Here is a 26,519-nt window from a genome sequence, read left to right as displayed (position 1 = left end):
GAGGAAACACACATGGCGACCATTTACATTCATAATGAAGAGAACACGTTACTTGAGAACGAACAAGAGGTCCGGGCGTATTTAGAACAGCAAGGGGTCATTTATGAACATTGGGATATTGAAAAACTACCAAAACAGTTATCAGAAAAGTACGATTTAACAGATGATGAAAAGGAAGAAATTTTAACTGTGTTTCAAGAGGAAATAAAGAGTATTTCCGAGCGAAGAGGATACAAAGCGCAGGATGTGATTTCATTATCAGATGCGACCCCTAACCTTGATGAACTGCTTCAAAACTTTAAACGTGAGCATCATCATACGGATGATGAAGTCAGATTTATCGTGAGCGGTCATGGAATCTTTGCCATTCAAGGCAAAGACGGCGTCTTTTTTGATGTGAGACTGAATCCAGGTGATTTAATTTCTGTGCCTCCGAATATTCGTCACTACTTTACACTTCAAGAAGATCGTCAAGTCGTCGCCGTTCGCATATTTGTCACAACTGAGGGCTGGGTGCCAATTTACGAAGAAGAAACGGTTTAATAGTGGGAGCTGATCATTTCGCATGAGGCGGAAGATCAGCTTTTTTTTAGGAAAATAGACATAAAATGAGAGAGAAAATAGTTGATTTTGGTCTTCTGCATAGGATAAAATTCTGTTTAATCAATGTGTCAGTCCTGTCCAATTTTGAAGTTTACCCCCAGAATTCATTGGGTAAAAGGTCTTTAGGCTGTAAAAAATTAAATAAAATAAGCATATTTAATTTAATTTACAAATAAAGTATAATTTTGGTGTCGGATCATTTAGAGCGTAGACAGACGAATTCATAGCGGGAGCTGAGATCATGAATATTTATGTACGGAAAGAACAGCTATTAATGTCAATTGATGAAAAGAGAAGACAAATGGTAGAAGCTGCTCAAGTAGAAGGCTATACAGGTGAGACGACAATTAAATATAGTCAAGAACTGGACAACCTGATGAATGAGTATCAGTATCTTCTTTTTCATGAACAACAATCTGTTGCTTCCTTTCATGATCTTGTATCACAAATGAGTCTCCTTTCTGTCAATCGTCCTTCTTATTGACATCAAAAAACCGGTCTTGCCATTAGCAAAACCGGCTGAATGTTTCAGCTATTAGTGTGCAGAAGGGAGCATGATGATCACGGTTGTTCCTTTATTCACTTCGCTCTCGATATCGATTGTCCCCCCATACATCGAAATGATCCGTTTACACACAACAAGCCCAAGACCTGTTCCTTTTTCCTTCGACGTAATAAAAGGGAGGAAGATATGTTTCAGCATCTCTTCTGGTATACCTTCACCTGTATCTTTCACTTTTATGATGACCTGTTCTTTTTCAGCCTCAATGACAATCTTCAAATGACCGCCATTTGGCATCGCTTCTAACGAGTTTTTTGCTACATTCAATACCACTTGTTTAATGTGATCCTTCGTGCAATACACGCCAACATCTTGAATGGTGTTGATTTGCAAATCAACCTCGACATTATAAAGGTTCGCCTCAGAAAATACAATTGGCATGATCTCACTCACAATTTCTTTCACAGAATTATTTTGCCACTTTTCAGCCGTTGGTTTTCCAAGCACAAGAAACTCACTGACGATTTGGTTAATCCGTTTAATTTCTTCCTCGATGACAGAAAAATAAAGCTGATCCTCTTCTGAACGATACTTCTTTTGCAAAAGTTGAATAAACCCGCTAATGCCTGTTAATGGATTGCGAATTTCATGCGCTGTACTTGCCGCGAGTGTTCCAATGAGTTCAAGTTTTTGTGCTTCATTTTGGTGGCGTTCCTGCTGGGTTTGTCGTCTTAAAATGATATATTGGACGAGTGTGAATAAGATATTTAAGAGAATAAATGCACTGGATAAAGGAAACAGCATCACAGACAGGACTTCACTTGTTGTCGCACGCTGCGGAAAAACCTCCAGCTTCCAGCTGTTTTCATCTAAATATGTAGACACGGTGCTATCACTTTCAGATGCTGGCTGTGGACCACTTGTAAACACAACGTCTCCATTTTGATTCAGCATCTTAAAATGAAGCTCTGGGTTTAATACATTCATAATATTTCTTAAATAATCAATTTGAATCGCAGCGACTAGCACATCCGTGACTTCGTCGTTTTCATTCAAAACAGGGACACAAATGGAGAGAATCCGCTGCTTAGTAATGCGGCTTACATAGTTATCTGTGATGACGGTCTGTTTTGTGACTTGAATACGTTTAAAGTAATCTCTAAATGACAGGTTGATTTTTTCCTTTAATGGTGTGGTGCTGGCTGTGACATTTCCTTTTTGGTCTAGGAGATACAGGCCTGAAAAACGAGGTTCTTGTTTATAGATTTTCTCTAGGATGTTTTGTACTCTTTTCGTTTCAAGCGGCTGGTCAAATCCCATGGCAAGGGAAGTTAATCTTGCTTCTGTTTCACTGATTAAATAATTCATTTGGTTTTTGTGAATATTTAACATAAGTGTAGCGGTTTGTTTGTTTTTTACATCAATTTTCTCAGTTTCTTTTTCGTAGATAAAATAACTAATGATGAGGGTTGGAATCACGACCAAAATAAGGTAAAGCTTGATCTTCTTCCAAAACCCTTTCAGTATACTCATGATTCATCGCTCCAACGTATTACCTAATAGACTTATTATAGCATTGAACCTATCTTTATTACGATGACTTGTGAGATTTTTAAAAAATTAGGTGATTCGTTCTGGTCTCTTTTTCATGCTAAAAATGGTTCAACATGTTGACATTTTACTTATTGTTTATTAATGTCACATTAGTGGGTTGCATTTCATAAAGGATGATAAAAAATGGAAAATCATAATGTTGAGAAATCTTTGAAATTATTTATTGTACTATCACGTGCCTATCGCTCCATTAATCACCACATGAACAAACATATTGTGAAGCACGGTCTGAATCCGACTGAATTTGCTGTATTAGAATTGCTGTATCATAAAGGTGATCAGCCGCTTCAGCAAATAGGTGATAAGATCTTACTCGCAAGCGGAAGTATCACGTATGTGGTTGATAAATTGGAGAAAAAAGAACTCCTTAGCCGGAAAGCTTGTGCAGAAGACCGCAGGGTGACATTTGCACATATTACAGAGCAGGGAAGAGCTTTGCTTGATGACATCTTCCCAGATCATGCAAAAGAGATTCACGAGATGATCAGTGTGCTTAGTGAAGAGGAAAAGGATGCCTGCATCGATATGCTCAAACATGTAGGGCTGCGTGCCAAGCATTTATATGATCATAAAGAATAAACACATAAAAAAGGAAGCCGCTGGCTTCCTTTTTAGTATGTAGACTAATCCTCGCATATGGTGTCAGTCCTGCGCACCGATAAACGACAAGAGCTTTCAAACGCGCTCATAAGAAAGACAAAGGACTAAAATAAACATTATTTTAGCCCTTTGTCATGATCTGAAAGGAAGCTGCTGGCTTCCTATTTATTTTGCTTTTTTCTCAATTGGCAAAATAAGAACTTCGACGCGTCTGTTTTTACTTCTGCCTTCTGCGGTATCGTTAGAGGCAATCGGTTTAAATTCACCGTAACCTTTTGTGCTAAAGTTCTCTTGGTCTAGGTTGCTGTTTTCAAGGAGAATATTTAAAAAGTTGACCGCACGAATGGCGCTTAAATACCAGTTGGATTCAAATTCAGAATTCCGAATCGGAACGTTATCTGTATGTCCGCTAATGACGATGTCACGAGCAGGGTTAATGACGAGCAGCTTGGATATTTCTTTGGCTAACGGAACATCCTGCGAGCGGATCACCGCTCGCCCAGAATCAAAAAAGATGCTGTCTTCAATTGTAATAAGCAGACCTTCATCCGTCAGCTTTGTTTCAAGCTTCGAACCAAGTTTTTTATCCGCAATGAATGAATCTACTTGCTTTTTAACCTTTGTTAATACCGCTTGGTCACGAGCTTTCGCTTTTGCTTCTTCTTCATCTTCTGCTGATTTTTTGGTTTGATTGCTGTTTTCTGTTTCCTCGGTGCTCTGCATGCTTGATTGGTCCATTACGCCAGTGCCGCCAGTAAAGACAACATTAAACGATTTAGCCATCTGTTCATATTTTGCCGCATCAATGGAGCTAGATGCAAACAGCACAATGAAGAGGGCGAGAAGAAGCGTAAGAAGATCGGCGTAAGGAATCAGCCAAGACTCATCTACATGGTCTTCATGATCATGTTTTTTACGTTTCCTAGCCATTCTGTTTTTCTCCTTCTTCAATGACAAGATTTGCACGTTCTTTTGCTGGTAAGTACATCAGAAGTTTTTGCTCAATGACCTTTGGAGACTGGCCTTCAAGGACAGAAAGAATCCCTTCAATCATAATGAGACGAAGCTTTACTTCTTCCTTTGATTTACGCTTCAGCTTGTTGGCAAATGGATGCCACAACACATACCCTGTAAAAATCCCTAGCAGTGTGGCGACGAAGGCAGCACTAATCGCATGTCCAAGTGCTTCAATGTCTCCCATGTTTGCAAGTGCGGCAATAAGTCCGACAACGGCACCAAGTACCCCTAGAGTCGGAGCGTATGTACCAGCTTGTGTAAAGATTAATGCGCCTGACTGATGTCTCTCCGACATGGCATCGACTTCTTCTGTTAAGACGTCGCGAATAAATTCAGCACTTTGACCGTCAACTGCCATGCTTAAGCCGTTCTTTAGAAAATCGTCATCGACTTCCTCAAGATTTGCCTCTAATGCCAAAAGACCTTCACGACGAGCAATTTGTGCCCAGTTTGAAAATAGAGGAATCATTTCTTGTATCGTTGGAAGCTTGCTATCTTTGAAAATTTTGCCGAATAATTTTGGTGTTTTCTTAATTTCACTAGATGGGAAGGCAATGACAACAGCTGAAATTGTCCCAACCACAATGATCAATATAGCCGCCGGGTTGATAAGAGCGGTTAGACTCACACCTTTCAAAACCATACCGACACTCAGTGCAATAAATGCTAAAATAATACCAATTAACGATGTTTTGTCCATTATCTCACCAAATCCTTTAACTATCTTTTTCTATAGTTAATATCGGTGTCTTCTAGAAGGGTTTTAGTCAGAATATAAAATTAAGACATTTTATGTGAAGAAATTTTGACGAAAGCGCTTTCTAGAAGCCGTAAAAAAAGAAAACTCCCTCATATAAAAGGGAGTTTTCAGCGTGTAGACAAACCCTCGCATTCTTTGTCAGTCCTGCGTGCTGGTGCTCACGAATGCCAAATTCGCTCCGCGCAAGTAGCTGTCCTTCCTAGACTGCAAAGGTTTTCTATCACGATGAAAAGAAGACAAAGGGCTAAAATCAAGTTCATTTTAGCCCTTTGTCAACAATCTGGAAACTTCATCTTTTTTGAGCTGTTTCATCTAAGAGCAATTCTTTTAATTTTTCTTCATGTATGATTTTGATCAAATCGTAGTTCCAATTGATCATGTGATCCATGTAATCCACCTCTTTTTCTTTTATCGTAAAGGAAAAGAGGCGGGGGAGCGTCGGCGCTCAGATGGAATTTAGACACTGCCACATGATGGAGCTGAAGATCCTCCTTAGGATGTACTTAGCTCTTTTTCACAACAATTTCGTCATGTTCAACATCGACTGTAAATCCAGTAAGTTGTTCTTCTTCAAGCAAGATGTCCGTCATTTGATCCTCAACATGCTCTTGAATCGTTCTTCGTAACGGACGAGCCCCAAATGCTGGATGATAACCAAGTTCAGCGATTTTTTCTTTCGCTTCGTTTGTGACGTGAACAGTTAGATTTTGTTCTTTTAACTGCTCTGACAAATCTTTGAGCAGAAGATCCACAATTTTGACTAAATCGTCTTTATCTAATGAATCAAACTGAATGATGCTGTCAAAACGGTTCAAGAATTCCGGTTTGAAATAAGCGCTCAGTGAATCAATCAATGATTGTTCTTCGATGGCTTCTTCTTGTTCAGACTGGAATCCGACTTTGACTGCTTTTTTATCTGTGCTGCCAGCGTTACTTGTCATAATGATGACTGTGTCTTTAAAGCTGACGGTTCTGCCTTGGCTGTCTGTTAGACGGCCATCTTCCATGATTTGAAGGAACATATGCTGGACATCAGGGTGCGCTTTTTCGATTTCATCGAGCAAAATGATGCTGTATGGTTTTCTGCGAACCTTTTCCGTGAGCTGGCCGGCTTCATCATGTCCAACGTAACCAGGAGGAGAACCGATGATTTTGGACACGGAGTGTTTCTCCATGTACTCACTCATATCTAAACGAATGATCGCTTCTTTTGAGCCAAATAATTCTTCCGCTAATGTTTTAGACAATTCGGTTTTCCCGACGCCTGTTGGTCCAACGAAAAGGAAGGAGCCAGTTGGTCTGTGTTTTGATTTTAAGCCGGCTCTGCTTCTTTTTACGGCTTTCGCCACTTTTTCAACCGCATGTTCCTGACCAATGACGCGGGCTTTTAAGCGGACATCAATTTCTTTCATTTTTGTTTGTTCGTCTGCTTGCAGTTTGCCGACAGGGATACCTGTTTTTTGTTCTACAATCGACTGAATGTCCTCAGCTGTGACGACATGTTCTTTGTCATTTGTTTTGTTTTGCAATCTCGCTTCAATCGCTTCTTCTTCGTCTCGAAGCTTCGCTGCTTTTTCATATCGTTCTTCATTTAAAGCAGCTTGTTTTTCAGCGGCAATTTGCGCAAGACGGTTTGTTAATTCATCTTCACTTGCTGCATCAATGGAGAGATTCGCTTTTGAACCTGCTTCATCCATTAAATCAATGGCTTTATCTGGCAAGTGGCGGTCTTGAATATACCGCGAAGATAATTGAACACACGCTTTAATGGCTTCGTCAGAATAGGTAACGCCATGATAGGCTTCATACTTATCTTGAATGCCTTTTAATATCTCGAATGCTTCATCCTGTGTTGGCTCATCAACCATGACAGGCTGGAACCTGCGTTCAAGGGCAGCATCTTTTTCAATTTGACGATACTCTTTTAATGTTGTCGCACCTACTAGCTGCAGTTCCCCTCGAGCTAGAGCTGGTTTCAAAATGTTTCCGGCATCCATTGACCCTTCGGCAGAGCCTGCGCCTACAAGAAGATGAATTTCATCAACGAATAAGATGATATTTTTACGGCTTTGCAATTCTTTGATTAATTGCTTCATCCGTTCCTCAAATTGACCACGTACACCTGTGTTTGCCACAAGTGAAGAGACATCTAATAAATAAACTTGTTTGTTCTTTAATTTATTTGGTACATCTCCATTTGCAATTTTTAGTGCTAGTCCTTCGGCTATGGCCGTTTTACCAACACCAGGTTCACCAATGAGGACAGGATTGTTTTTATTTCTTCTATTTAAAATCTCAATGACTCTTGTGACTTCTTCATCACGGCCAATGACAGGATCGATTAAACCAGCATGTGCGCCATCCGTTAAGTTCCGGCCAAGCTCGTCTAGCAAGCCTTTTTGTTTAGGCCGCTCTTGGCTCGTCGCATGTCCTGCTTGCTCAGAGAAGAATGAACCGCCTCCGAAAAGGTTAGGACCCATTTTCATTTTTGACTGTTCCATCAAAGAGGTATAGCAGTCTTCACATAAAACCATTTGGCTACGGGACGAATTTACTTGCATATTCAGGCGAATAGTTGCTTCATTTACTTGACAATGTTGACAACGCATGAGCCATGACCTCCTTAAAATAAAGTTTGACTTTATTTGACCAATGAATGTTAAATAAAATGGTCTGTTGTTTGACCATCTTTGACTATAGTATACTCTGACCTATTTTGACTTTCAACTGTTTTGCTCATAGCTGAATGAAAAATCCTTTTTTGCATTTAATCATGGTTTGTCCTTCTTTTCAAGAAACTTGTCTCATAGGATAAAAAAGAGACAATCGAAAGTGATGGGTGCGGAGGGGTCATATGAAACGTTCAAATGAATCCGCTTTTCAGCTTGCCTTTGTATATGTAGGAACAGTGGTTGGGGCTGGGTTTGCGACAGGAAAAGAAATCGTAGAATTTTTTGTTCGTTTTGGCTGGATTGGATTGATCGGGATTTTGATTAGCGGTGTTATTTTTACCGGCCTTGGCGCTAAAATGATGCTGATTTCCAAACGAATTGAAGCGGAGTCTTATCAAGATATGAATCGGTTTTTATTTGGAGCTGCTGCGAGTCGATATATTAACATCGTCATGTTTTTTATATTACTAGGTGTGACTTCAGTGATGATTTCTGGCGCAGGCGCTATTTTTGAAGAACAACTTGGCATCTCAAAAGAATATGGTATTTTTTTAACGATTATTTTAAGTGTCATTGTCCTTTTTAAAGGGTCAAAAGGGTTATTTGGTGTCAATGTACTTGTCGTTCCAATGCTGATTTTCTTTTCGCTGATTGTGTTTCTAGACTCATTTGTGTTTAGTAGCGGTGAAAGCCACGTTCTGGGGCTGCAAATGGGAGAGGGCGAATGGATGTTGTCTGCGATTTCATATGGTGCATTTAATTTAGCGCTGTCTCAAGCCGTATTAGTGCCGGTCGCAAACGAAATGACATCCGAAGCCGTGATAAAAAAAGGAGCGGTGCTTGGGGGTCTGATGCTGACACTCATTCTGCTCGCCTGCTTTTTATCCCTTTCTTCATTAGAAATGCTGGAAGCGTATGATATTCCGATGGCCCAAGTGGTGTATCAAGTCGCAAACTCCATTCATCTCGTCTATTTATTCGTGATCTTCGGTGAAGTCTTTACATCTGTTATAGGGAATTTATACGGTCTCGAAAGGCAAGTGAGGGCGTATATCCGATTGAACAGTATGTATACGATATCCTTTATTCTGCTTTGCTGTTATGTGATCAGTAAAATTGGATACGGCACACTCATTTCAACGGTTTACCCTGTTTTTGGCTATGTCAGTATCTTTTTTATCCTCTTTCTTTGTCTGAAAAAAGTGCCTGCATCAGGTGATAAGTAAAGAAGGGATAGCTTGTACACCAATTATGTGGTACACTATCCTCTGTGAAAATTGAACAAAAATCCGTGAAAACGGGAGAGGTTCTAGCAAAACCCTCTATAAAAAACTAAGGACTTGCCGTATCCTTGGATGTGGCATTTTTTATTTTTTATGGCTGGGACACCTCATACACATGTAAAGGTGTCTTTTCTTTTGAGAAAAATAGGGGTTTTCATGAACCTTTCAGATGCAGCTTTGTGCGGTGGTACGGGTCTGCAAAAGGAGGAAAAGGAAAATGAAAAATGAAAAAGCGGTCGTTGTCTTTAGCGGGGGACAGGACAGTACGACATGTTTACTATGGGCACTTCAACAATTTAAAGAGGTTGAAACGGTAACCTTTCATTATAATCAGCGTCATCAAGAAGAAATTGATGTCGCCAAAAGAATTGCTGACAAGCTAGGTGTGAAAAATCATCTATTAGATATGTCTCTTTTAAATCAGCTTGCACCAAATGCCTTAACAAGAGATGACATTGATATTGAAGAAAAAGAAGGAGAACTGCCTTCCACATTTGTTCCGGGGAGAAACTTAGTTTTCTTATCCTTTGCATCCATTCTTGCGTATCAAATTGGAGCACGTCATATTATCACGGGTGTGTGCGAGACAGACTTTAGCGGCTACCCAGATTGCCGAGATGAGTTTGTGAAATCTTGTAACGTCACGGTGAATTTGGCAATGGAAAAACCATTTGTCATCCATACGCCGCTCATGTGGCTGAATAAAGCTGAAACGTGGAAGATGGCTGATGAACTGAATGCGCTAGATTTTGTGAAAAATGAAACGCTCACTTGCTATAATGGCATCATTTCTGATGGCTGCGGTGAATGTCCTGCATGTAAGCTTCGGAAAAATGGCTATGACACTTATATGGACATGAAGGAGGCGAACTAAATGCTTTCTCAAATCTATCCACAGACGAATCATCCATTTTCGTTTGAATTAAATAAAGATATGCATCTATCTGCAGCCCATTTTATCCCGAGAGAAGATGCTGGCGCTTGTAGCCGTGTACATGGTCACACGTATACGATTAACATTACGATTGCAGGAGATCATTTAGATGAGTCAGGTTTCCTTGTGAATTTTAGCACGCTAAAAAAACTCATTCATGGACAGTACGACCATACACTGCTCAATGACCATGAAGAATTCTCATCGAATGATCCATATGCGATGCCAACCACTGAGGTTGTCGCAAAGACTGTGTATGATAAAGTGGCCGCATATTTAACGACTTTAGCGAACAAACCAGTATGTGTTCAAGTTTTTGTCAGAGAGACACCAACAAGCTACTGCATTTACCGTCCGAAACGAGTTGAGCTCAATGACTAAAGCGATTCCTGTCTTAGAAATCTTTGGTCCAACCATTCAAGGAGAAGGAATGGTCATTGGCCAAAAAACCATGTTTGTCAGAACGGCTGGCTGTGACTACTCTTGCAGCTGGTGTGATTCATCTTTTACATGGGATGGATCAGCTAAGCATGATATTCAGTGGCTTCAGGCAGAGGACATTGTAAAAGAGCTGAAGAGAATAGGTGGAAAGGCTTTTTCTCATGTCACCATTTCAGGTGGGAATCCTGCGCTTTTAAAACAAATGGAATCACTTATTGATTTATTGCATGAAGAAGGAATTGATACGGCGCTTGAAACGCAGGGAACGATGTATCAAGATTGGTTTTTGAAGATAGATGATTTAACCATTTCTCCAAAGCCACCAAGTTCTAATATGAAAACCGATTTCTCGAAACTAACGCGTATCATAGATGAATTGAAAAAGGGAAACAGATTGCAACATGCAAGCCTGAAGGTCGTCATCTTTGATGATCTTGATCTAGCCTATGCAAAGGATGTTCATGCGAAATACCCAGAACTCCCCTTTTATTTGCAGGTGGGAAATGATGATACAACAACAGCTGATGATGCGTACTTATTAACGCACTTATTAAAGAAATACGAAATGCTTGTAGATCAAGTAGCGCAAGATCCTGATTTGAATCGTGTGAGAGTCCTACCACAGCTGCACACGCTATTGTGGGGAAATAAACGAGGCGTATAGAAAGGAAGAGACAAAATGACGACAAGAAAACCAGAAGAATTAGAAGGTGTCACTTTACTAGGAAATCAAGGGACCAATTACTTGTTTGACTATGCACCACAAGTGCTTGAAACGTTCCCGAATAAACATACGAATAGAGATTATTTTGTGAAATTCAACTGCCCAGAATTCACATCACTTTGCCCGCAAACAGGGCAGCCAGATTTTGCGACCGTGTATATCAGCTACATCCCAAATGAAATCATGGTCGAAAGCAAATCATTAAAATTATATTTGTTCAGCTTCCGTAACCACGGTGATTTCCATGAGGATTGTATGAATATTATCATGAACGACCTCATTGAATTAATGGACCCAAGATATATTGAAGTATGGGGCAAATTTACACCAAGAGGCGGTATTTCAATTGATCCGTATACGAACTACGGAAAACCTGGGACAAAGTATGAAGAGATGGCATCGTATCGTATGATGAATCACGATATGTATCCAGAAACGATTGATAATCGCTAATTAATAAGAAAAGACATGCGGATGACATGTCTTTTAGATTGTTGACAAAGGGCTAAAATGAACTTGATTTTAGCCCTTTGTCTTTTTTTCAGCTCAGCGTGATAGAAAACCTTTGAATTATAGGAAGGACGAGTACCGGCGCGGAGCGAATTTGACATTCGTGAGCACCGGCACGCAGGACTGACACCGAATGCGAGGGTTTGACTACATGCTGAAAGACATGCGGATGACATGTCTTTTTTTATGGAATAGATCATGATGGCGCATAAAAAAAGAGAAGAGTCATGTCACTCTTCTCATACCAATAGGAATAGAACTTGCTAGGACGGCTGGGGGCTACCAGCTCGTATGTATAGTATACACGGCAGAACGTATGTTTGTAAAGGTGTATCATGCTTTTATTCTTGATATATTTACTTTAAGATAAAATTGAAACGAGCGAATGGAAATGGAGGCGTTTGTATTGGCAAACAAAGAAGACAAAACAGAGAAGCTGCTGATGGAATTGAGGGAAGAGCTTCAGATGCTTGAACATCAAAACAAAGAACGATATAAATGGAGTGCCTCCACATTACTTGGAGTGATCGCCCTTTTAATTGATAAAGGCGTGATAACACCTGAAGAAGTTGACATGTACAAAACAAAAGCGGAAATGCAAACCTTTCACGCGCAAAAAGACTGACGCCTTCATCAAATGATGTAAGAGAAAATAAGAAAAAGACATAATAAATTGATGATTCAATTTATTATGTCTTTATTTCTGCAATTCTTTTTCATCGTATTAAACGAGCTTATACATTAATACATCATCCCAGTATTCATGATCATTTATTTTAAATTCATTGATTTTACGCCCTTCTTCTAAAAAGCCCATCTTTTTATACAAAGAAATAGCTTTTTGGTTTGTGGAGAAAACGGCTAAACTAACCTTTTCAATTGAAGGGTTCTTTTCTGCCCAATTTAATAATGCTGTTAGTAACATTTCCCCTATGCCTAAACCTCTATAGCTCTTATCAACCATCAAGCCGAAAGAACCAACGTGAGAAGTTCTTTTTCTATTTGATGATTGTTCAAAGGCTATCCATCCAATGACTTGATCGCCAGTTTGGGCAACTATGTACGTCTCATTTTCGTTTTCTATTCTTTTCTGTATCCATTCCTTGTGTTCTAACAAGGTTTTTTTGTATTCTTCCGGCGTTGTCAGTAAATAATCTGACTCAGCAATCACTGATTTTTGAATTTCTAAAGTAGTTTCAGCATCTTCTATTTTTCCAAAACGTACAATGATATCATTTGAATGTTGCATATTAGTTTCTCCTATCTAGAGCTAATATTGCATCAGATCACTTTTTTTACATAAAACATAAAAAGTAAGGTATTGTGATCAGCTCTGCTTCGTATATCCTTATGTAACGGTAGGCTGAATTGAGGATTGCAAATTAATGTACGGAGTCTTTGATGATTTTATAGTTTTTATGATTAACGACTGTTAGTGAATCCAGTTCTAAATCTCTATAGTTGTCCATAATGGTGACATCCACAATAACAGAGTTTTCATTCACTTTTTCAACTACACCTGTTAAACCATTTCTAAATTCGATCACATTCCCAATTTTTGCAATCTTCAACCGATCCCTCTCCTTTAAAAACAGATTTCATTCCCTATTAAAAAGTATTTTGCAATATTTTCATACCAATGTAAAGGATAAAGACGTTTTTCTTTCGTTTTCGTTGTACGCTTTGAAAACGAATGGTATATTTAATATTTGATCAAGTCTGAAAAGGAGCGGTTTTTTTGACTGAAGAACACATCAACACAATACTAGAATCATTACGGAATGGTACTGAAAAACAAGTGACCATTCAAAAGGATGATTTTTTAACATTTCGTTCTGTATTGGTCAATCAAGATGATTTTAAACATTTTCGCGGAATCGCCAAGCATGGTGGAGATGTTATTTTTGAATATCTTAAAGAAGCAAGAAGCTAAAGCTTTTTCTCATTCATGAGAAAAAGCTTTTTATTTTGGTTCTTTTGTCATACTTCAAACCAGCTTGATACATATGAAAAGAAAATGTAATAACCCATAATCAGGAGCATAAGGATGATTATAGGCTAAAAAGAGACTGTATTAAACGCTTACATTACCAGTTCATGCGTATTTCAACTATTACATGCCATTTAATGACGGAATTTGGACAGGCATGAAAATCTTTGTGCGTGAAAATAGAAGAAGCTCTTGTTAGAGTGGACAAGTATCTTACAGCCTACATTGATTAAAGGAGGAATGAGGCGAATGATCAAAATTCATACAGCTCTTTTTGCCATCCTTATGCTCATCTCAGCGATCAAGATGGACAATATACAAGAGCAAGAAGGCACATTAAGTCAGAAACTTGAACAAGCACCTGTAAAGCATCAGCTTTCATATATAGATCAAGATGAAAAGCATACCGTGATCCCAGCGTTTTCAGAGGAGAAACATCAGCCTAAAGTGAAAATGCTAAGCACGTCAACAGAGGAGAAGGCATCAAAACCGAAGCCGAAGAAAAAGGAAACGGCAAAGCCGGCAAGCTCAAGAAATCAATCACACTATTCTAATGAAGAAATGGACTTGCTTTCTCGGTTGGTACATGCCGAAGCAAAAGGTGAATCTTACGCCGGGAAAAAAGCGGTAGCAAGCGTCGTCTTAAACCGCGTAGAACACCGCTCTTTTCCTGACAGTGTCAGAGGCGTGATTTATCAGCGAAATGCCTTCCAGCCCGTATCAAATGGAAGTATCAATGATAAGGCAGACCAGGATTCCGTAAAAGCTGTGAAGCAGGTTGTCAAAGAAGATGACAGAACAACAAAGGCGATTTATTTTTATAATCCAAAAACGGCGACAGATAACTGGATTCGTTCTCGTAAAATTGTAGAACGCATTGGCCGTCATGTGTTTGCAGTGTAAAGAAAAACAGCGATCAATCAGTCGCTGTTTTTTTGTCTTCAATTATTAAAATATTTTCAGGACTTGTCTCATAGAATGTGAAAAGAATTTGCTTTTAGACAAGGGGAGGCTACATGAATCGATTTGTAAAAGGGGTCATTCTGCTATCTGTCGCAGCTTTCATTGCTGAGTGTATCGAGTTTTTAGTCAATATGATTTTAGCGAGAGAGCTTGGAGAACATGGAATGGGTTTATATATGAGCATCCTTCCCATCATCATGCTTGTGCTTGTGATCGCCAGTTTAGAGCTGCCAGTCTCCATTTCTAAATTCATTGCAGAATCGCATGAGCGGCTTCATAAAAGTATGCTTCGCCATGCATTTAAAATGACGCTTGTGGTGACATGCACCACAACGGCAATAGCAGCCATTGTACTGCCTTTCATTCCTGTATTTCAATCGTATCATCCGCTGATGAAGGGCTTGGTTCTGTCACTCATTCCAATCATCGCATTTACTTCCATTGCACGCGGCTATTTTATGGGCAAGCAGCAAATGGGCAGAATTGCTCTAGCCAATATGCTGAAAAAAACGATCCAGCTTATCTGTTTGTTTTTGTTTTTTCATTGGTATTCGTTTGATATTGAAACAGCGGTGCTTATCGCGATTGGTGTGATTGTTGCAAGTGATCTCGTCGTCTTTATCTATTTATATTCCCAATATGTCATGGCGAAAAATGCTGTGAATGTCAGATCGGTTGAGTTAAGAGGGATTGACGTCAGAAAACGTTTGTTAGCAGTCTCCATTCCGACAACAGGTATGCGTATCTTTCATGCCATTGCCAATGCGGTTGAACCGTTTTTAATCAAAGGAGCCCTCGTTGCAGCGGGCATTTCTGGTACGCTTGCTGTTGATCATTACGGAATGCTTGCTGGCGTAGCGATGTCGATTGGTTTTTTTCCGGCGTTTATCGCTCATTCCATTATGATTGTGATGATTCCGAATGTATCAGAAGCCTATGCCTTGGGGCAGTATGATCTCGTGAAAAAACGTGTCAGACAAGCGATTCTCATTACGTTTGGCTATGGGGTGCCAGCGGTGATGATCATGTATTATTTCGCTTATCCGCTCACGCAGCTCTTTTTTGACTCACCTCAAGCAGCCGTCTACTTGCAGCTGCTATGGCCTTACTTCTTATGCCACTTGTTCGTGATGCCGTTTCAGGCTTGCTTAATTGGTATGGGTCTTATTAAAGATGTGTTCCTACATAATATATGGGTGCACGTGGTGTCGTTCTCTATGGTGTATTTTCTAGGATCCATCGAATCCTTAAATATGATGGGCGTTATCTTAGGAATGAACACGGGAATGCTGCTATTAACGGCTTTGCATTATGCGACGATTTGCAAGGAACTTGGCGTCTCCATGTTTCTTACATTGAAAAAAGCTTGAATGTCATGTGCAGCTAGCGGGCAAGCTATAGGAAAATCAGGAAGGAAGATGCTGATGAATCGTAAATATCTACCCGCCAGTCTTCTCGTGATGACCCTTCTTTTATTTCTGATGAACATAGAGGCTGAAGCAAAAGAGCCTGTCATGGCGCCGAGGATAGAAGCTCCTACATTAACAGGTGAAACGCAGGTGATCCCGGTGAAAGGGAAGCGGACCATTCTGCATTTTTGGACAACGTGGTGCCCGTCCTGCAAAATGGAGCTGCCAGCCTTTGAACAGATCGTGAAAGAAAATCAAAGTGATGTAGACATACTGACTGTGAATTTACTTGGTGCTGAGCAAAGCAAGCATGCAGTTGCCCAATTTGTGAAAGACAGAAAGTTCACATTTCCGATCGTTCTCGATGAGCACGGCGAAATGATGAAGAAATACCAAATCATGACGATCCCAACGACTTTTTTCATCAATGAAAAGGGTGAAGTGGTCAAAAACCATGTAGGTCCGCTGACGAAAAAACAAATCAAAGAGTGGACAAATTCTTAGAACACAAGCTTTCTGTAAAGAACCAATGGTCGATCCGTTGGTTCTTTTTTGTGTTCAATTACCTTTCAGATGAATAAAATGTGCTCAGAAAGAGGAAGAAATGTCGGATGCTAATAATGATAATTATTATCAAAAAGAAATTATAATAATTATTAATTGAAAATTGGTCAGAACCTGTTATAATGAGTTACAGACCTATAAAAAGCTTGAAATAGCAGAAGATATAGATGATAAACGGAACGGGCAACGATTGATAATGTGAAAATCATTATCAATTAGAGAGGAGAAAGTAATCATGAATGAGAATACAGCATTTTATCAAACGACAGATCAAAAGGGATCAAACTCGCTCTTTCATAAATGGGCACAGCACGGAGAATTAATCGCAGCAGGCATTTCGGGGATTCTCATCTTGATTGGATGGTTTCTAAAGGATGAAACGATGTGGAGTATTCCTCTTTTCATTCTTGCTTTTGTTATTGGTGGTTTTGCAAAGGCAAAGGAAGGAATTGAAGAAACCATTTCATCCAAGACATTAAATGTAGAACTTTTAATGATATTTGCTGCGATAGGCTCAGCGATCATTGGCTACTGGGCAGAGGGCGCCATTTTAATTTTTATTTTTTCTTTGAGCGGTGCGCTAGAAACGTATACGTCAAATAAAAGTAAAAAAGACTTAACGGCTTTAATGAGTATCGCTCCAGATGAAGCCACTTTAATTGAAGAAGATGGCACCACCATCCAAATCGCTGCTTCTTCACTTACGCCAGGCGACCGTATTTTAATCAAAGCGGGCGAACGAATTGCAGCAGATGGTGTGATCATGAGCGGAAGAACAAGTGTAGACGAATCTGCCTTAACGGGTGAATCGGTGCCTCAGGAAAAAGGGCAAGGGGAAGATGTGTTTGCAGGAACAGTGAATTTAAATGGTTCATTAACAGTAGAAGTAACAAAACATAATGAAGAAACACTTTTTCATAAAATCATTAAGCTGGTGGAATCTGCACAAGAAAGTGTATCGCCAAGCCAAGCGTTTATTGAAAAATTTGAAGGTGCTTATGTAAAAGGTGTGCTCATCACTGTAGCGATTTTAATGTTCCTGCCTCATTTTGTACTTGGCTGGAGCATGAGTGAAACGTTTTACCGTGCGATGGTGTTTATGGTAGTTGCCTCGCCTTGTGCACTTGTTGCCTCAATTATGCCAGCAGCTCTTTCACTCATCTCAAACGGTGCAAGAAACGGTATGCTTGTAAAAGGAAGTGTCTTTTTAGAAAAACTGGGCACAAGTACGATGATTGCATTTGATAAAACGGGTACGATTACAAGTGGAAAACCAGCTGTTGAAAAAGTGGTCTTGGCAAAAGGGCAAGATGAATCGACCTTTTATCATGCACTCTATCAAATTGAAAGTCAGTCAAACCATCCATTAGCTAAAGCCATTTCTGATATGGCAAAAGAGCATCATACAGAGCGGGCAGCCCACGTAACCATTGAAGAAACATCAGGTTTTGGTGTGGAAGCACAATTAAATGAGGACACATGGCGGATTGGGAAGAAAGATTTTGCCGGAAAAGCTTCAATGGATCGTGATATTGAAGAGAATGGTGATGTTCTTTCATCCAAAGGATATACAGTTGTCTATGTTCAAAAAAATCAAGAAGTCGTCGGCTGTCTCGGTTTGAAGGATCAAATCAGACCTGAAGCTAAAAAAATGATTCAGGAGCTGAATGATTTAGGCATTCAAACCGTCATGCTCACAGGGGATCAGCAAAAAACAGCTGAAGCGATTGCAGAGGAAGCAGGCATCCAAACCGTTGTCGCTGAATGTCTTCCAGATGAAAAGGTACATGAAGTCAATCAACTGAAAAAACAAGGTGATTCGATCATTATGGTCGGAGATGGAATCAATGATGCACCTGCACTCGCCACAGCGGATGTTGGCGTCGCAATGGGCGGAGGCACAGATGTTGCTTTAGAAACAGCAGACCTCATTTTAATGAAAAATAACTTAAACAATCTGACAAAGATGATCCGTCTTTCAAGAAAGATGAACCGAATCATTAAACAAAACATCATCTTTTCATTAACAGTTATTTGTTTGTTAATCTGTGCGAATTTCTTACAAGTTCTTGATTTACCTTTTGGTGTCATTGGGCATGAAGGCAGTACGATTTTGGTTATTTTAAACGGACTTCGTTTGCTTCGTGCTTCTTAAGCAAATCACAAAAGCGCACTGGCTTTAGGTCAGTGCGCTTTTGTGCGAAATACAGTGAAAACTGATACAATAGATCAGTAGTCAAACGTGTGAGGAGGATCACGATGAATCGAATGAAAAACTTGTCTTCTTGGCTTAAGAAAAAAGACATTCAAGGTGCATTTATACATACAAAGGAGAATGTATTCTATCTATCTGGATACTTCACAGAGCCGCATGAAAGAGTGATGGGGCTGTTTGTTTTTCAGGAAGCAGATCCATTTTTCATTTTGCCTAAGATGGAAGTTGAGCAAGCAAAAAATGCGGGATGGGCTGGAGATCTCATTGGATATGAAGACCATGAAAACCCCTTTGATTTCATACAAAAGGCACTAGAAAAACGAGGAGTAAAAGCGACTCGCCTAGCGATTGAAAAAGAATCCATTCCTTTGCAAAGAGCAGAGCAGCTTCAAGCTGTCACTGGAGCAGAAACATTTGTCCGGGCAGAAGATGTGCTCAATCAGTTAAGACTAATTAAAGACGAAGCTGAAATTGAAACATTGAAAAAAGCTGCTCAATTGGCAGACGAAGGCGTCAAAATTGGGGTTCATGCCCTAAAGGAAGGGGTGACGGAAACCGAAGTTCTTGCTGTCATCGAATATGAACTGAAGAAAAAAGGCATTCAGGGCATGTCCTTTTCAACCATGGTACTATTCGGAGAAAAATCAGGAGAACCTCATGGAAATCCGGGGCAGGCAGCCTTGAAAAAAGGTGATTTTGTTTTATTTGACCTCGGCGTGATTGTGGATGGCTATTGTTCAGATATTACAAGAACCTTCATCTATCAAGAAGCGTCTGAACAACAAAAGGATATTTACAACACCGTCTTGAAAGCCGAATTGGCAGCACTTGATATGAGCCAGCCGGGTGTGAGAATTGGTGACCTTGACTTAAAAGCAAGAGGGCTGATTGCAGAAGCAGGATATGGCGATTACTTCCCGCACCGTCTAGGGCATGGACTCGGGGTTTCTGTTCATGAGTTCCCTTCTATGAGTCAAGCAAATGATGACCTTCTAAAAGAAGGGATGGTCTATACGATTGAGCCGGGTATTTATGTACCAGGAGTCGGCGGGGTTAGAATTGAAGACGATGTTCTCATTACAAAAGATGGCCCAGTCACCTTAACCAATTATCCAAAAGAGTTGACGATCATCAAGTAATGAAAAAAATCACGATGAACGTCCAAGTATTGGGAGCGTCATCGTGATTTTTTTGTCACTCTTTGCGATCCTTATCAACAAAAAAATCATCAATTGATTGAAACGGCTTGATTTTATGTTCTTTTCCTAAAGGATGTAGTGCGAATCGAGCAGAAAACAAAATAGTCAAACATAATATGATCCATATGATAATACCCATCTTGAATTCCCCTTTCCACCCAGTGATTTGTTCAGCTCACATACATCTTAAAGTATGAAACGCTTACCATATCAAGAGAAAGTAGGAGAAAAAATGCCTAACATAAGGGATATTGCGAAAAGAGCGGGTGTATCGGTTACCACCGTATCACGAGTGATGAATGATCATCCTTATGTCAAAGAAGAAAAGCGAGAGCGCGTACTTAGTGCGATGAAAGAGCTCAAATATACACGGAATATTCAGGCGGTGCATTTAGCAAAAGGCTATTCTAATATGCTTGGAATTGTGCTTCCGACAATTGATCACTCCTATTTCAGCGGAATTGTCACAGGGATTGCAGAGAAAGCACAGGAGTGCGGAATGCATTTTGCCTTGTTTCAAACAGGATATGACCCATTAAAGGAAAAAGAAGCATTAATGAGCTTAAAAGAGCAGCGTGTGGATGGTTTAATCTTTTGCTCAAATGCGTTAAGTGATCGAGACATTTTAAAGTGGCAGGAATCTGGTCCTATTATCTTTTGTCATCCTACTCCGCATGATCCATGTTCATCGGTATCGATTGCGCATGATCAGGCTTTTAAGGAAGGGCTTGAACACTTAGCGGCATGCGGTCATGAGCGAATCGCAATCGTTCTTGCTAGAACAGAAGGGGAGAATAGCCAAGTTCGCATTCAGACTTATCAAGAAATGATGCGGTCGCTTGGGCAGGACATTGATGATGAATGGATCATTGAAGGAAAACTGACCATTTTTGATGGCAAGCAATTATTTACAGAATGGAAAGAGATGAAAAATCGTCCGACAGCCTTACTGATTACGAACGATGATGTCTCAGCAGGTTTTTTACTAGAAGCACAGCGTCACCACATAAACGTTGGAGAATCACCAGCCATACTTGGCTTTCAAAACGATCAATTGAGTGAAGCATTGGGGATTTCTAGTATAGACATTCCCCTCAAACAAATGGGGCAGGAAGCATTTGACTTGTTCAAGCAAGCATTACAAGGTGAGGCACCAGAAAAAAGAGTGCTGTCATATCGACTCGTTGAGCGCACAACGACTATTTTGAAAAACAATCGTTGACGCACGTTTCATCTGTTTTGTACGATAAGAAGGATTGAATAAGAAGGAGGTGGGGATGTTCATGGAATCCTTCACCGTTGATAAAGCGTTAAATAATAATGTCATCATCGCAAAACACCCTTCTTTAGGTGAAGTGGTCCTGATTGATAAAGGGATCGGCTTTGGGAAAAAATCGGGTGACGTTCTCGATCAAGCGGCATTTGAGAAAATGTTTGTGTTAAAGAATACAAAAGAGCAAACAGAATACAAACAATTGCTGCACCACATAAATGAGGACATGATTGAGCTTGCCAATGACGTCATTTATCATATACGAGAAAAAATGGGGCATCGTTTAAATGAGCATATTCATATTGCACTGACAGATCATATTGCCTTTAGTTTTAAGCGAGTTAAGCAAGGCTATGATATCACCAATCCTTTTATGCTTGAAACGAAATCCTTATACCCGAAAGAATACGAGGTCGCAAAGGAAGTCGTGGAACTGATAAATGCGCGGCCAGATGTTGAAACAAAGCTGCCCGAAGGAGAGATTGGGTTTATTGCGCTCCACATTCACTCTGCTTTAACGAACCGGCCTTTATCCGAGGTCAACCGTCATTCGCAGCTTATGACACAAATGGTCCAAGTTATAGAAGATGCATTTCATATGAAAGTAGATAGAGAAAGTATTCATTATTTACGCTTACTGCGCCATATTACGTTTTCGATTGAGCGTATTAAACGGGAAGAATCATTAGAGGAGCCAGAAAAGTTGCTTCATCTATTGAAAAATGAATATCCTTTATGCTACAATACTGCTTGGAAAATGATCAAAATTTTGCAACATGCATTGAAAAAGCCTGTACAAGATGCCGAAGCTGTCTATTTGACACTTCACCTGTACAGATTGACGAATAAAATTTCATAGTTTCCTTGAAACGTGTAACTGATTCGATCAGGCATGAGTGACTTAAGGTAAATACAGGATAAGATCCTGTTATTTGCGCAACCTTATATCACCATGCCTTTTTTGTGTTCTGAAAGTGAAATGTAAACGGTTAATTATGAAATGTATGTCAATATGTGATTGAAATGTATGTTGTAAGCGAAAACAAAAGGAGGTTCAACCAGTGTTTAAATCACTTTTTGGTGTGTTGCAAAAAATTGGACGAGCACTTATGCTTCCAGTTGCGATCCTTCCTGCTGCTGGTATTTTACTAGCACTCGGAAATGCGATGCAAAATCCGCAGCTGATTGATGTCGCTCAATTTTTAAGCAATGATACAATTCAGCTTGTTGCTAGTGTTATGGAGAATGCGGGGAATATTGTCTTCTCGAATCTTCCGCTCCTATTTGCTGTAGGGGTTGCCATCGGTCTTGCCAATGGAGACGGTGTGGCAGGGATTGCCGCGATCATCGGTTACCTTGTCATGAACGTAACGATGAGTGCCGTATTAATGGCCAACGGTTCCATTCCATCCGATTCAATCAAATTGGCTAAGTTCTTTAAGGAAAGTCATCCAGCATATGTGAATATGCTCGGCATACCGACCTTGTCTACCGGCGTTTTTGGCGGGATTATTGTCGGGGTATTAGCCGCTTATATGTTTAATAAATTTTACAAAATTGAGCTCCCGCAATATCTTGGCTTCTTTGCTGGTAAGCGTTTTGTTCCAATCGTTACGTCGATTTCAGCACTTATTTTAGGGCTTTTGATGCTCGTCATTTGGCCGCCAATCCAAGGTGCATTGAACTCATTTTCAACTGGACTGCTTGCAGCGAATGAGCCGCTGGCTGCCTTTGTATTCGGTGTCATTGAACGGTCATTAATTCCGTTTGGTCTGCACCACATATTCTACGCACCATTCTGGTATGAATTTTTTAGCTATAAGAGCTTATCAGGAGATATTATCCGTGGTGACCAGCGTATTTTCATGGCGCAAATCAAAGATGGTGTTCAGCTGACAGCTGGGACATTCATGACAGGGAAATATCCGTTCATGATGTTTGGACTTCCAGCAGCAGCACTTGCGATTTACCATGAAGCCAAACCTAAGAATAAAAAGCTTGTAGCAGGAATTATGGGGTCAGCGGCCCTTACTTCTTTCCTAACAGGGATCACTGAACCGCTTGAATTCTCATTCTTGTTTGTTGCACCGATATTATTTGCGATTCACTGTGTATTTGCTGGATTATCCTTTATGATAATGGATATTCTAAACGTGAAAATCGGGATGACCTTCTCAGGAGGGTTAATCGACTTCTTCCTATTTGGTATCCTGCCAAATAGAACCGCTTGGTGGCTTGTTATTCCAGTCGGTCTCGTACTGGCTGTCATTTACTACTTCGGATTCAGATTTGCGATTCGCAAGTTTAATCTGAAAACGCCAGGACGAGAAGATGAAGCAGCTGATGGTGCAAGCAGCGCTCAATCTGGAAAAGGCGATGACTTACCTTATGAAATTCTTGAAGCAATGGGTGACCAAGAAAACATTAAACACCTAGATGCTTGTATTACGCGTTTACGTGTCACTGTAAATGATCAGAAAAAAGTGGATAAAGACCGCTTGAAAAAGCTTGGCGCTTCAGGTGTCCTTGAAGTCGGGAATAACATCCAGGCCATCTTTGGTCCACGCTCTGATAATTTAAAAACACAAATGCAGGACATTATTGCAGGGCGCACACCTCGACCAGCGAAAGACCCTTCTGCAAAAGAAGAAGTCAGTCAGCAGGTTGAAGAAGTCATTGCAAAACCGCTTCAAAACGAACAAGGGGAAGAAATGTTTGCTTCACCAATTACAGGGGAGCTGCATCCAATTACAGATGTGCCAGATCAAGTATTCTCAGGGAAAATGATGGGTGACGGTTTTGCTATCTTGCCAAAAGAGGGAACAGTGGTTTCACCAGTAAGAGGAAAAATCTTAAATGTGTTCCCAACAAAACACGCCATCGGCCTCCAGTCTGATGGTGGACTTGAAATCTTGATTCACTTCGGGATTGATACAGTCAGCCTCAAAGGAGAAGGATTTGAAGCATTTGTACAAGAGGGAGATCAAGTAGAAATCGGTCAAAAACTTTTAGAGGTTGATATTGATAAAATTAAGTCAGAAGTACCATCTTTAATGACACCAATTGTATTTACAAACTTAAGTGAAGGACAATTTATTGACCTTCAAGAATCCGGTGAAATCAAAGCTGGCCAAGAAAACATCATGAAAATTTCAAAATAATTTTCATAACTGCCGTTCTTGTTAGATGACAAGCTCGGCAGTATGATATAATATTGTGGATGTATGAAATGTATAAAAAGGAGATTGATAAAAATGGCTCAACAAACATTCAAAGTAACTGCAGATTCTGGAATTCACGCACGTCCTGCAACAGTTCTTGTACAAACTGCTAGTAAATATGATGCTGATATCAACTTAGAATATAATGGTAAAACAGTGAACCTGAAATCTATTATGGGTGTAATGTCTCTAGGAATTGCGAAAGGTGCTACAATCACAATCTCTGCTTCTGGTTCTGATGAAAATGATGCACTTGCTGCGCTAAAAGACACAATGAAAAGTGAAGGCCTAGGCGAGTAATGCAACAACTGAAAGGAATCGGTGCTTCAGCAGGCGTTGCGATTGCAAAAGCATATCGTCTAGAAGAACCAGATTTAACAGTTCACCAAAAAGACATCAATGATCCAGAGACAGAAGTGAAACGCTTTGAAGAAGCAATTCATGTTTCAAAGCAAGAACTTGAAGCAATTAAAGAACATGCGCTAAAAGAACTTGGCCAAGATAAAGCGGATATTTTTTCTGCACACCTTCTTGTGTTAAGTGATCCAGAGCTGCTCAACCCAGTGAAGGATAAAATCACATCGGATAAAGTAAATGCTGAATTTGCTTTAAAAGAAACAGCAACAATGTTCGTTACAATGTTTGAAGCAATGGACAATGAATACATGAAAGAACGTGCAGCGGATATTCGCGACGTTACAAAACGTGTCACTGGTCATTTGCTAGGCGTTGACATTCCAAACCCAAGTATGATTTCTGAAGAAGTCATTATCATTGCTGAAGATTTAACACCTTCTGATACAGCTCAGCTGAACAGACAATTTGTCAAAGGTTTTGCGACAGATATCGGTGGTCGTACTTCTCACTCAGCGATTATGGCAAGATCAATGGAAATCCCAGCAGTTGTTGGAACAAAAGAAGCAACAAAAACGGTGAAAAACAATGATCTGATCATTGTTGATGGTATTAGTGGAGACGTCATCATTCAGCCTTCTGAAGATGAAGTGAAAGCGTATCAAAAAAAGCATGAAGACTACTTAGCTCAAAAAGCGGAATGGGCGAAACTTGTTGACCAGCCAACGGTCACAAAAGACGGCGTTCACGTAGAGTTAGCTGCGAATATTGGAACACCTGAAGATGTGAAAGGTGTACTTGAAAATGGCGGCGAAGCAGTTGGATTGTACCGTACAGAATTTTTATACATGGGCAGAGATCAGCTCCCAACAGAAGAAGAGCAGTTCGATGCGTATAAAACCGTTTTAGAGAAGATGGAAGGCAAAGCAGTGGTTGTCCGCACACTAGATATTGGTGGCGATAAAGAACTTCCTTACTTGCAGCTTCCAAAAGAAATGAACCCGTTCCTTGGCTATAGAGCGATCCGCCTTTGCCTTGAAGAGCAGGAGATTTTCAGAACACAGCTACGCGCGTTACTTCGTGCAAGTACATATGGAAACTTGAAAATCATGTTCCCTATGATCGCGACGTTATCAGAATTTAGAGAAGCAAAAGCTATTTTACTTGAAGAAAAAGAAGCATTGGTTGCTGCTGGTACAGAAGTATCTGATTCCATTGAAATCGGAATGATGGTAGAAATTCCATCAACAGCTGTTATCGCAGATCAATTTGCAAAAGAAGTAGATTTCTTCAGTATTGGAACAAATGATTTGATTCAATACACAATGGCTGCTGATCGAATGAACGAACGAGTGTCTTATCTTTACCAGCCATACAATCCAGCTATTTTACGCCTCATAACGCTTGTGATTGAAGCAGCGCATAAAGAAGGTAAATGGGTTGGCATGTGCGGTGAGATGGCAGGAGATGAAATCGCAATCCCGCTCCTACTTGGATTAGGATTAGATGAATTTTCAATGAGCGCAACATCGATTCTTCCAGCAAGAACGCAGTTAAGCAAGCTTTCTAAGGAAGAAGCTGCATCATTTAAAGAGCATATTTTATCACTGAGTACAACTGAAGAAGTGGTTGATTTCGTGAAAAAAACGTTTCAACATAACTAGGTGATGT

The 26,519-nt window shown here is 40.1% G+C and carries 26 protein-coding genes and 1 riboswitch; of the genes, 20 read left to right on the top strand and 6 right to left on the bottom strand.

Translation table 11 applies throughout. The features are described from left to right. The first annotated feature begins 12 nt into the window (after window positions 1-12). Together ACRRMM_RS07560 and ACRRMM_RS07555 are read left to right on the top strand one after the other, a co-directional pair. The gene (locus ACRRMM_RS07560) at window positions 13-543 is read left to right on the top strand and encodes a 1,2-dihydroxy-3-keto-5-methylthiopentene dioxygenase (protein ID WP_008346104.1); all 531 of its coding nucleotides are present in this window, start codon (window positions 13-15) and stop codon (window positions 541-543) included. A 301-nt stretch (window positions 544-844) separates the two neighbouring features. Beyond that, entirely contained in the window at window positions 845-1,087 is a 243-nt protein-coding gene (locus tag ACRRMM_RS07555; RefSeq protein WP_008346101.1) for an aspartyl-phosphate phosphatase Spo0E family protein, read from the top strand. Between the two features lie 51 nt (window positions 1,088-1,138). On the opposite strand, the gene ACRRMM_RS07550 is transcribed toward ACRRMM_RS07555, so the two are convergent. Continuing rightward, window positions 1,139-2,638, bottom strand: a complete 1,500-nt coding sequence (locus ACRRMM_RS07550; RefSeq protein WP_008346092.1) for an ATP-binding protein — start codon at window positions 2,636-2,638, stop codon at window positions 1,139-1,141. Between the two features lie 204 nt (window positions 2,639-2,842). Here ACRRMM_RS07550 and ACRRMM_RS07545 point away from each other — a divergent pair, with 204 nt between their 5' ends. Continuing rightward, window positions 2,843-3,298: a MarR family winged helix-turn-helix transcriptional regulator gene (locus tag ACRRMM_RS07545; protein WP_003211701.1), complete on the top strand. Its 456-nt coding sequence runs from the start codon at window positions 2,843-2,845 to the stop codon at window positions 3,296-3,298. Between the two features lie 186 nt (window positions 3,299-3,484). Here the strand turns inward: ACRRMM_RS07545 and motB are convergent, their stop codons facing one another. The 3 genes from motB to ACRRMM_RS07530 form a co-directional block, all read right to left on the bottom strand. After that, window positions 3,485-4,249: a flagellar motor protein MotB gene (motB, locus tag ACRRMM_RS07540; protein WP_017367125.1), complete on the bottom strand. Its 765-nt coding sequence runs from the start codon at window positions 4,247-4,249 to the stop codon at window positions 3,485-3,487. After that, on the bottom strand, window positions 4,242-5,036 hold the full coding sequence (motA, locus tag ACRRMM_RS07535) for a flagellar motor stator protein MotA (RefSeq protein ID WP_008346088.1): 795 nt from the start codon (window positions 5,034-5,036) through the stop codon (window positions 4,242-4,244). Before motA ends, motB begins: the two co-directional genes overlap by 8 nt. A gap of 563 nt (window positions 5,037-5,599) precedes the next feature. Beyond that, on the bottom strand, window positions 5,600-7,705 hold the full coding sequence (locus ACRRMM_RS07530) for an ATP-dependent Clp protease ATP-binding subunit (protein ID WP_058213826.1): 2,106 nt from the start codon (window positions 7,703-7,705) through the stop codon (window positions 5,600-5,602). 245 nt (window positions 7,706-7,950) lie between these two features. On the opposite strand from ACRRMM_RS07530, the gene ACRRMM_RS07525 reads away from it, so the two are divergent. From ACRRMM_RS07525 to ACRRMM_RS07500, 6 genes are all read left to right on the top strand, one after another. Then, complete coding sequence (locus tag ACRRMM_RS07525) at window positions 7,951-8,994, top strand: YkvI family membrane protein (protein ID WP_428828913.1); 1,044 nt, start codon at window positions 7,951-7,953, stop codon at window positions 8,992-8,994. 71 nt (window positions 8,995-9,065) lie between these two features. Further along, window positions 9,066-9,110: riboswitch (PreQ1 riboswitch) on the top strand. A 158-nt stretch (window positions 9,111-9,268) separates the two neighbouring features. After that, window positions 9,269-9,925 (top strand): 7-cyano-7-deazaguanine synthase QueC, encoded by a 657-nt coding sequence (gene queC / locus ACRRMM_RS07520; RefSeq protein ID WP_017359444.1) that lies wholly within the window; start codon window positions 9,269-9,271, stop codon window positions 9,923-9,925. After that, entirely contained in the window at window positions 9,926-10,366 is a 441-nt protein-coding gene (gene queD / locus ACRRMM_RS07515) for a 6-carboxytetrahydropterin synthase QueD (RefSeq protein ID WP_142154886.1), read from the top strand. Then, complete coding sequence (queE, locus tag ACRRMM_RS07510; protein WP_252225057.1) at window positions 10,359-11,090, top strand: 7-carboxy-7-deazaguanine synthase QueE; 732 nt, start codon at window positions 10,359-10,361, stop codon at window positions 11,088-11,090. Before queD ends, queE begins: the two co-directional genes overlap by 8 nt. Window positions 11,091-11,105: 15 nt before the next feature. Further along, window positions 11,106-11,603, top strand: coding sequence for a preQ(1) synthase (gene queF, locus ACRRMM_RS07505; RefSeq protein WP_003211403.1), 498 nt, complete (start codon window positions 11,106-11,108; stop codon window positions 11,601-11,603). A 463-nt stretch (window positions 11,604-12,066) separates the two neighbouring features. Further along, complete coding sequence (locus ACRRMM_RS07500; protein WP_017367128.1) at window positions 12,067-12,285, top strand: hypothetical protein; 219 nt, start codon at window positions 12,067-12,069, stop codon at window positions 12,283-12,285. Between the two features lie 99 nt (window positions 12,286-12,384). On the opposite strand, the gene ACRRMM_RS07495 is transcribed toward ACRRMM_RS07500, so the two are convergent. Both ACRRMM_RS07495 and ACRRMM_RS07490 read right to left on the bottom strand, forming a co-directional pair. Continuing rightward, window positions 12,385-12,909 carry a GNAT family N-acetyltransferase gene (locus tag ACRRMM_RS07495; RefSeq protein WP_035392243.1) on the bottom strand — a complete coding sequence of 175 codons (525 nt, stop codon included), beginning with the start codon at window positions 12,907-12,909 and terminating at the stop codon, window positions 12,385-12,387. Between the two features lie 133 nt (window positions 12,910-13,042). Next, complete coding sequence (locus tag ACRRMM_RS07490; protein WP_003211747.1) at window positions 13,043-13,231, bottom strand: YkvS family protein; 189 nt, start codon at window positions 13,229-13,231, stop codon at window positions 13,043-13,045. 167 nt (window positions 13,232-13,398) lie between these two features. On the opposite strand from ACRRMM_RS07490, the gene ACRRMM_RS07485 reads away from it, so the two are divergent. The 11 genes from ACRRMM_RS07485 (at window position 13,399) to ptsP (ending at window position 26,512) form a co-directional block, all read left to right on the top strand. Further along, a complete protein-coding gene (locus ACRRMM_RS07485; protein WP_008348081.1) occupies window positions 13,399-13,593 on the top strand; it encodes a hypothetical protein in 195 nt (64 codons plus the stop codon). Window positions 13,594-13,899: 306 nt separating this feature from the next. Next, window positions 13,900-14,553: a cell wall hydrolase gene (locus ACRRMM_RS07480; RefSeq protein ID WP_025207246.1), complete on the top strand. Its 654-nt coding sequence runs from the start codon at window positions 13,900-13,902 to the stop codon at window positions 14,551-14,553. 113 nt (window positions 14,554-14,666) lie between these two features. Next, the gene (locus tag ACRRMM_RS07475) at window positions 14,667-15,983 is read left to right on the top strand and encodes a polysaccharide biosynthesis protein (protein WP_144678874.1); all 1,317 of its coding nucleotides are present in this window, start codon (window positions 14,667-14,669) and stop codon (window positions 15,981-15,983) included. Window positions 15,984-16,037: 54 nt separating this feature from the next. After that, window positions 16,038-16,526 carry an endospore biogenesis thiol-disulfide oxidoreductase StoA gene (gene stoA / locus ACRRMM_RS07470; protein WP_060781633.1) on the top strand — a complete coding sequence of 163 codons (489 nt, stop codon included), beginning with the start codon at window positions 16,038-16,040 and terminating at the stop codon, window positions 16,524-16,526. 295 nt (window positions 16,527-16,821) lie between these two features. After that, complete coding sequence (locus ACRRMM_RS07465; RefSeq protein WP_428828914.1) at window positions 16,822-18,741, top strand: heavy metal translocating P-type ATPase; 1,920 nt, start codon at window positions 16,822-16,824, stop codon at window positions 18,739-18,741. 104 nt (window positions 18,742-18,845) lie between these two features. After that, entirely contained in the window at window positions 18,846-19,940 is a 1,095-nt protein-coding gene (locus ACRRMM_RS07460; protein ID WP_041507389.1) for a M24 family metallopeptidase, read from the top strand. Between the two features lie 292 nt (window positions 19,941-20,232). After that, the gene (locus ACRRMM_RS07455) at window positions 20,233-21,222 is read left to right on the top strand and encodes a LacI family DNA-binding transcriptional regulator (RefSeq protein ID WP_073414317.1); all 990 of its coding nucleotides are present in this window, start codon (window positions 20,233-20,235) and stop codon (window positions 21,220-21,222) included. A gap of 55 nt (window positions 21,223-21,277) precedes the next feature. After that, window positions 21,278-22,132 carry a glucose PTS transporter transcription antiterminator GlcT gene (gene glcT, locus ACRRMM_RS07450; RefSeq protein ID WP_017359435.1) on the top strand — a complete coding sequence of 285 codons (855 nt, stop codon included), beginning with the start codon at window positions 21,278-21,280 and terminating at the stop codon, window positions 22,130-22,132. 202 nt (window positions 22,133-22,334) lie between these two features. Next, entirely contained in the window at window positions 22,335-24,434 is a 2,100-nt protein-coding gene (ptsG, locus tag ACRRMM_RS07445; RefSeq protein WP_017359434.1) for a glucose-specific PTS transporter subunit IIBC, read from the top strand. A gap of 93 nt (window positions 24,435-24,527) precedes the next feature. Further along, window positions 24,528-24,794, top strand: a complete 267-nt coding sequence (locus ACRRMM_RS07440) for a phosphocarrier protein HPr (protein WP_003211078.1) — start codon at window positions 24,528-24,530, stop codon at window positions 24,792-24,794. Continuing rightward, entirely contained in the window at window positions 24,794-26,512 is a 1,719-nt protein-coding gene (gene ptsP, locus ACRRMM_RS07435; RefSeq protein WP_008348058.1) for a phosphoenolpyruvate--protein phosphotransferase, read from the top strand. Before ACRRMM_RS07440 ends, ptsP begins: the two co-directional genes overlap by 1 nt. Window positions 26,513-26,519: the final 7 nt, after the last annotated feature.

Source organism: Bacillus sp. XT-4 (genome assembly GCF_050864245.1).
Classification (GTDB): domain Bacteria; phylum Bacillota; class Bacilli; order Bacillales; family Bacillaceae; genus Bacillus; species Bacillus altitudinis.
This window is presented reverse-complemented; position numbering and strand designations above follow the sequence as displayed.

Coding starts and splice junctions, on each gene's coding strand:
- ACRRMM_RS07560 (WP_008346104.1), top strand. CDS start 13: ATGGCGACCATTTACATTCATAATGAAGAGAACACGTTACTTGAGAAC.
- ACRRMM_RS07555 (WP_008346101.1), top strand. CDS start 845: ATGAATATTTATGTACGGAAAGAACAGCTATTAATGTCAATTGATGAA.
- ACRRMM_RS07550 (WP_008346092.1), bottom strand. CDS start 2,638: ATGAGTATACTGAAAGGGTTTTGGAAGAAGATCAAGCTTTACCTTATT.
- ACRRMM_RS07545 (WP_003211701.1), top strand. CDS start 2,843: ATGGAAAATCATAATGTTGAGAAATCTTTGAAATTATTTATTGTACTA.
- motB (WP_017367125.1), bottom strand. CDS start 4,249: ATGGCTAGGAAACGTAAAAAACATGATCATGAAGACCATGTAGATGAG.
- motA (WP_008346088.1), bottom strand. CDS start 5,036: ATGGACAAAACATCGTTAATTGGTATTATTTTAGCATTTATTGCACTG.
- ACRRMM_RS07530 (WP_058213826.1), bottom strand. CDS start 7,705: ATGCGTTGTCAACATTGTCAAGTAAATGAAGCAACTATTCGCCTGAAT.
- ACRRMM_RS07525 (WP_428828913.1), top strand. CDS start 7,951: ATGAAACGTTCAAATGAATCCGCTTTTCAGCTTGCCTTTGTATATGTA.
- queC (WP_017359444.1), top strand. CDS start 9,269: ATGAAAAATGAAAAAGCGGTCGTTGTCTTTAGCGGGGGACAGGACAGT.
- queD (WP_142154886.1), top strand. CDS start 9,926: ATGCTTTCTCAAATCTATCCACAGACGAATCATCCATTTTCGTTTGAA.
- queE (WP_252225057.1), top strand. CDS start 10,359: ATGACTAAAGCGATTCCTGTCTTAGAAATCTTTGGTCCAACCATTCAA.
- queF (WP_003211403.1), top strand. CDS start 11,106: ATGACGACAAGAAAACCAGAAGAATTAGAAGGTGTCACTTTACTAGGA.
- ACRRMM_RS07495 (WP_035392243.1), bottom strand. CDS start 12,909: ATGCAACATTCAAATGATATCATTGTACGTTTTGGAAAAATAGAAGAT.
- ACRRMM_RS07480 (WP_025207246.1), top strand. CDS start 13,900: ATGATCAAAATTCATACAGCTCTTTTTGCCATCCTTATGCTCATCTCA.
- ACRRMM_RS07475 (WP_144678874.1), top strand. CDS start 14,667: ATGAATCGATTTGTAAAAGGGGTCATTCTGCTATCTGTCGCAGCTTTC.
- stoA (WP_060781633.1), top strand. CDS start 16,038: ATGAATCGTAAATATCTACCCGCCAGTCTTCTCGTGATGACCCTTCTT.
- ACRRMM_RS07465 (WP_428828914.1), top strand. CDS start 16,822: ATGAATGAGAATACAGCATTTTATCAAACGACAGATCAAAAGGGATCA.
- ACRRMM_RS07460 (WP_041507389.1), top strand. CDS start 18,846: ATGAATCGAATGAAAAACTTGTCTTCTTGGCTTAAGAAAAAAGACATT.
- ACRRMM_RS07455 (WP_073414317.1), top strand. CDS start 20,233: ATGCCTAACATAAGGGATATTGCGAAAAGAGCGGGTGTATCGGTTACC.
- glcT (WP_017359435.1), top strand. CDS start 21,278: ATGTTCATGGAATCCTTCACCGTTGATAAAGCGTTAAATAATAATGTC.
- ACRRMM_RS07440 (WP_003211078.1), top strand. CDS start 24,528: ATGGCTCAACAAACATTCAAAGTAACTGCAGATTCTGGAATTCACGCA.
- ptsP (WP_008348058.1), top strand. CDS start 24,794: ATGCAACAACTGAAAGGAATCGGTGCTTCAGCAGGCGTTGCGATTGCA.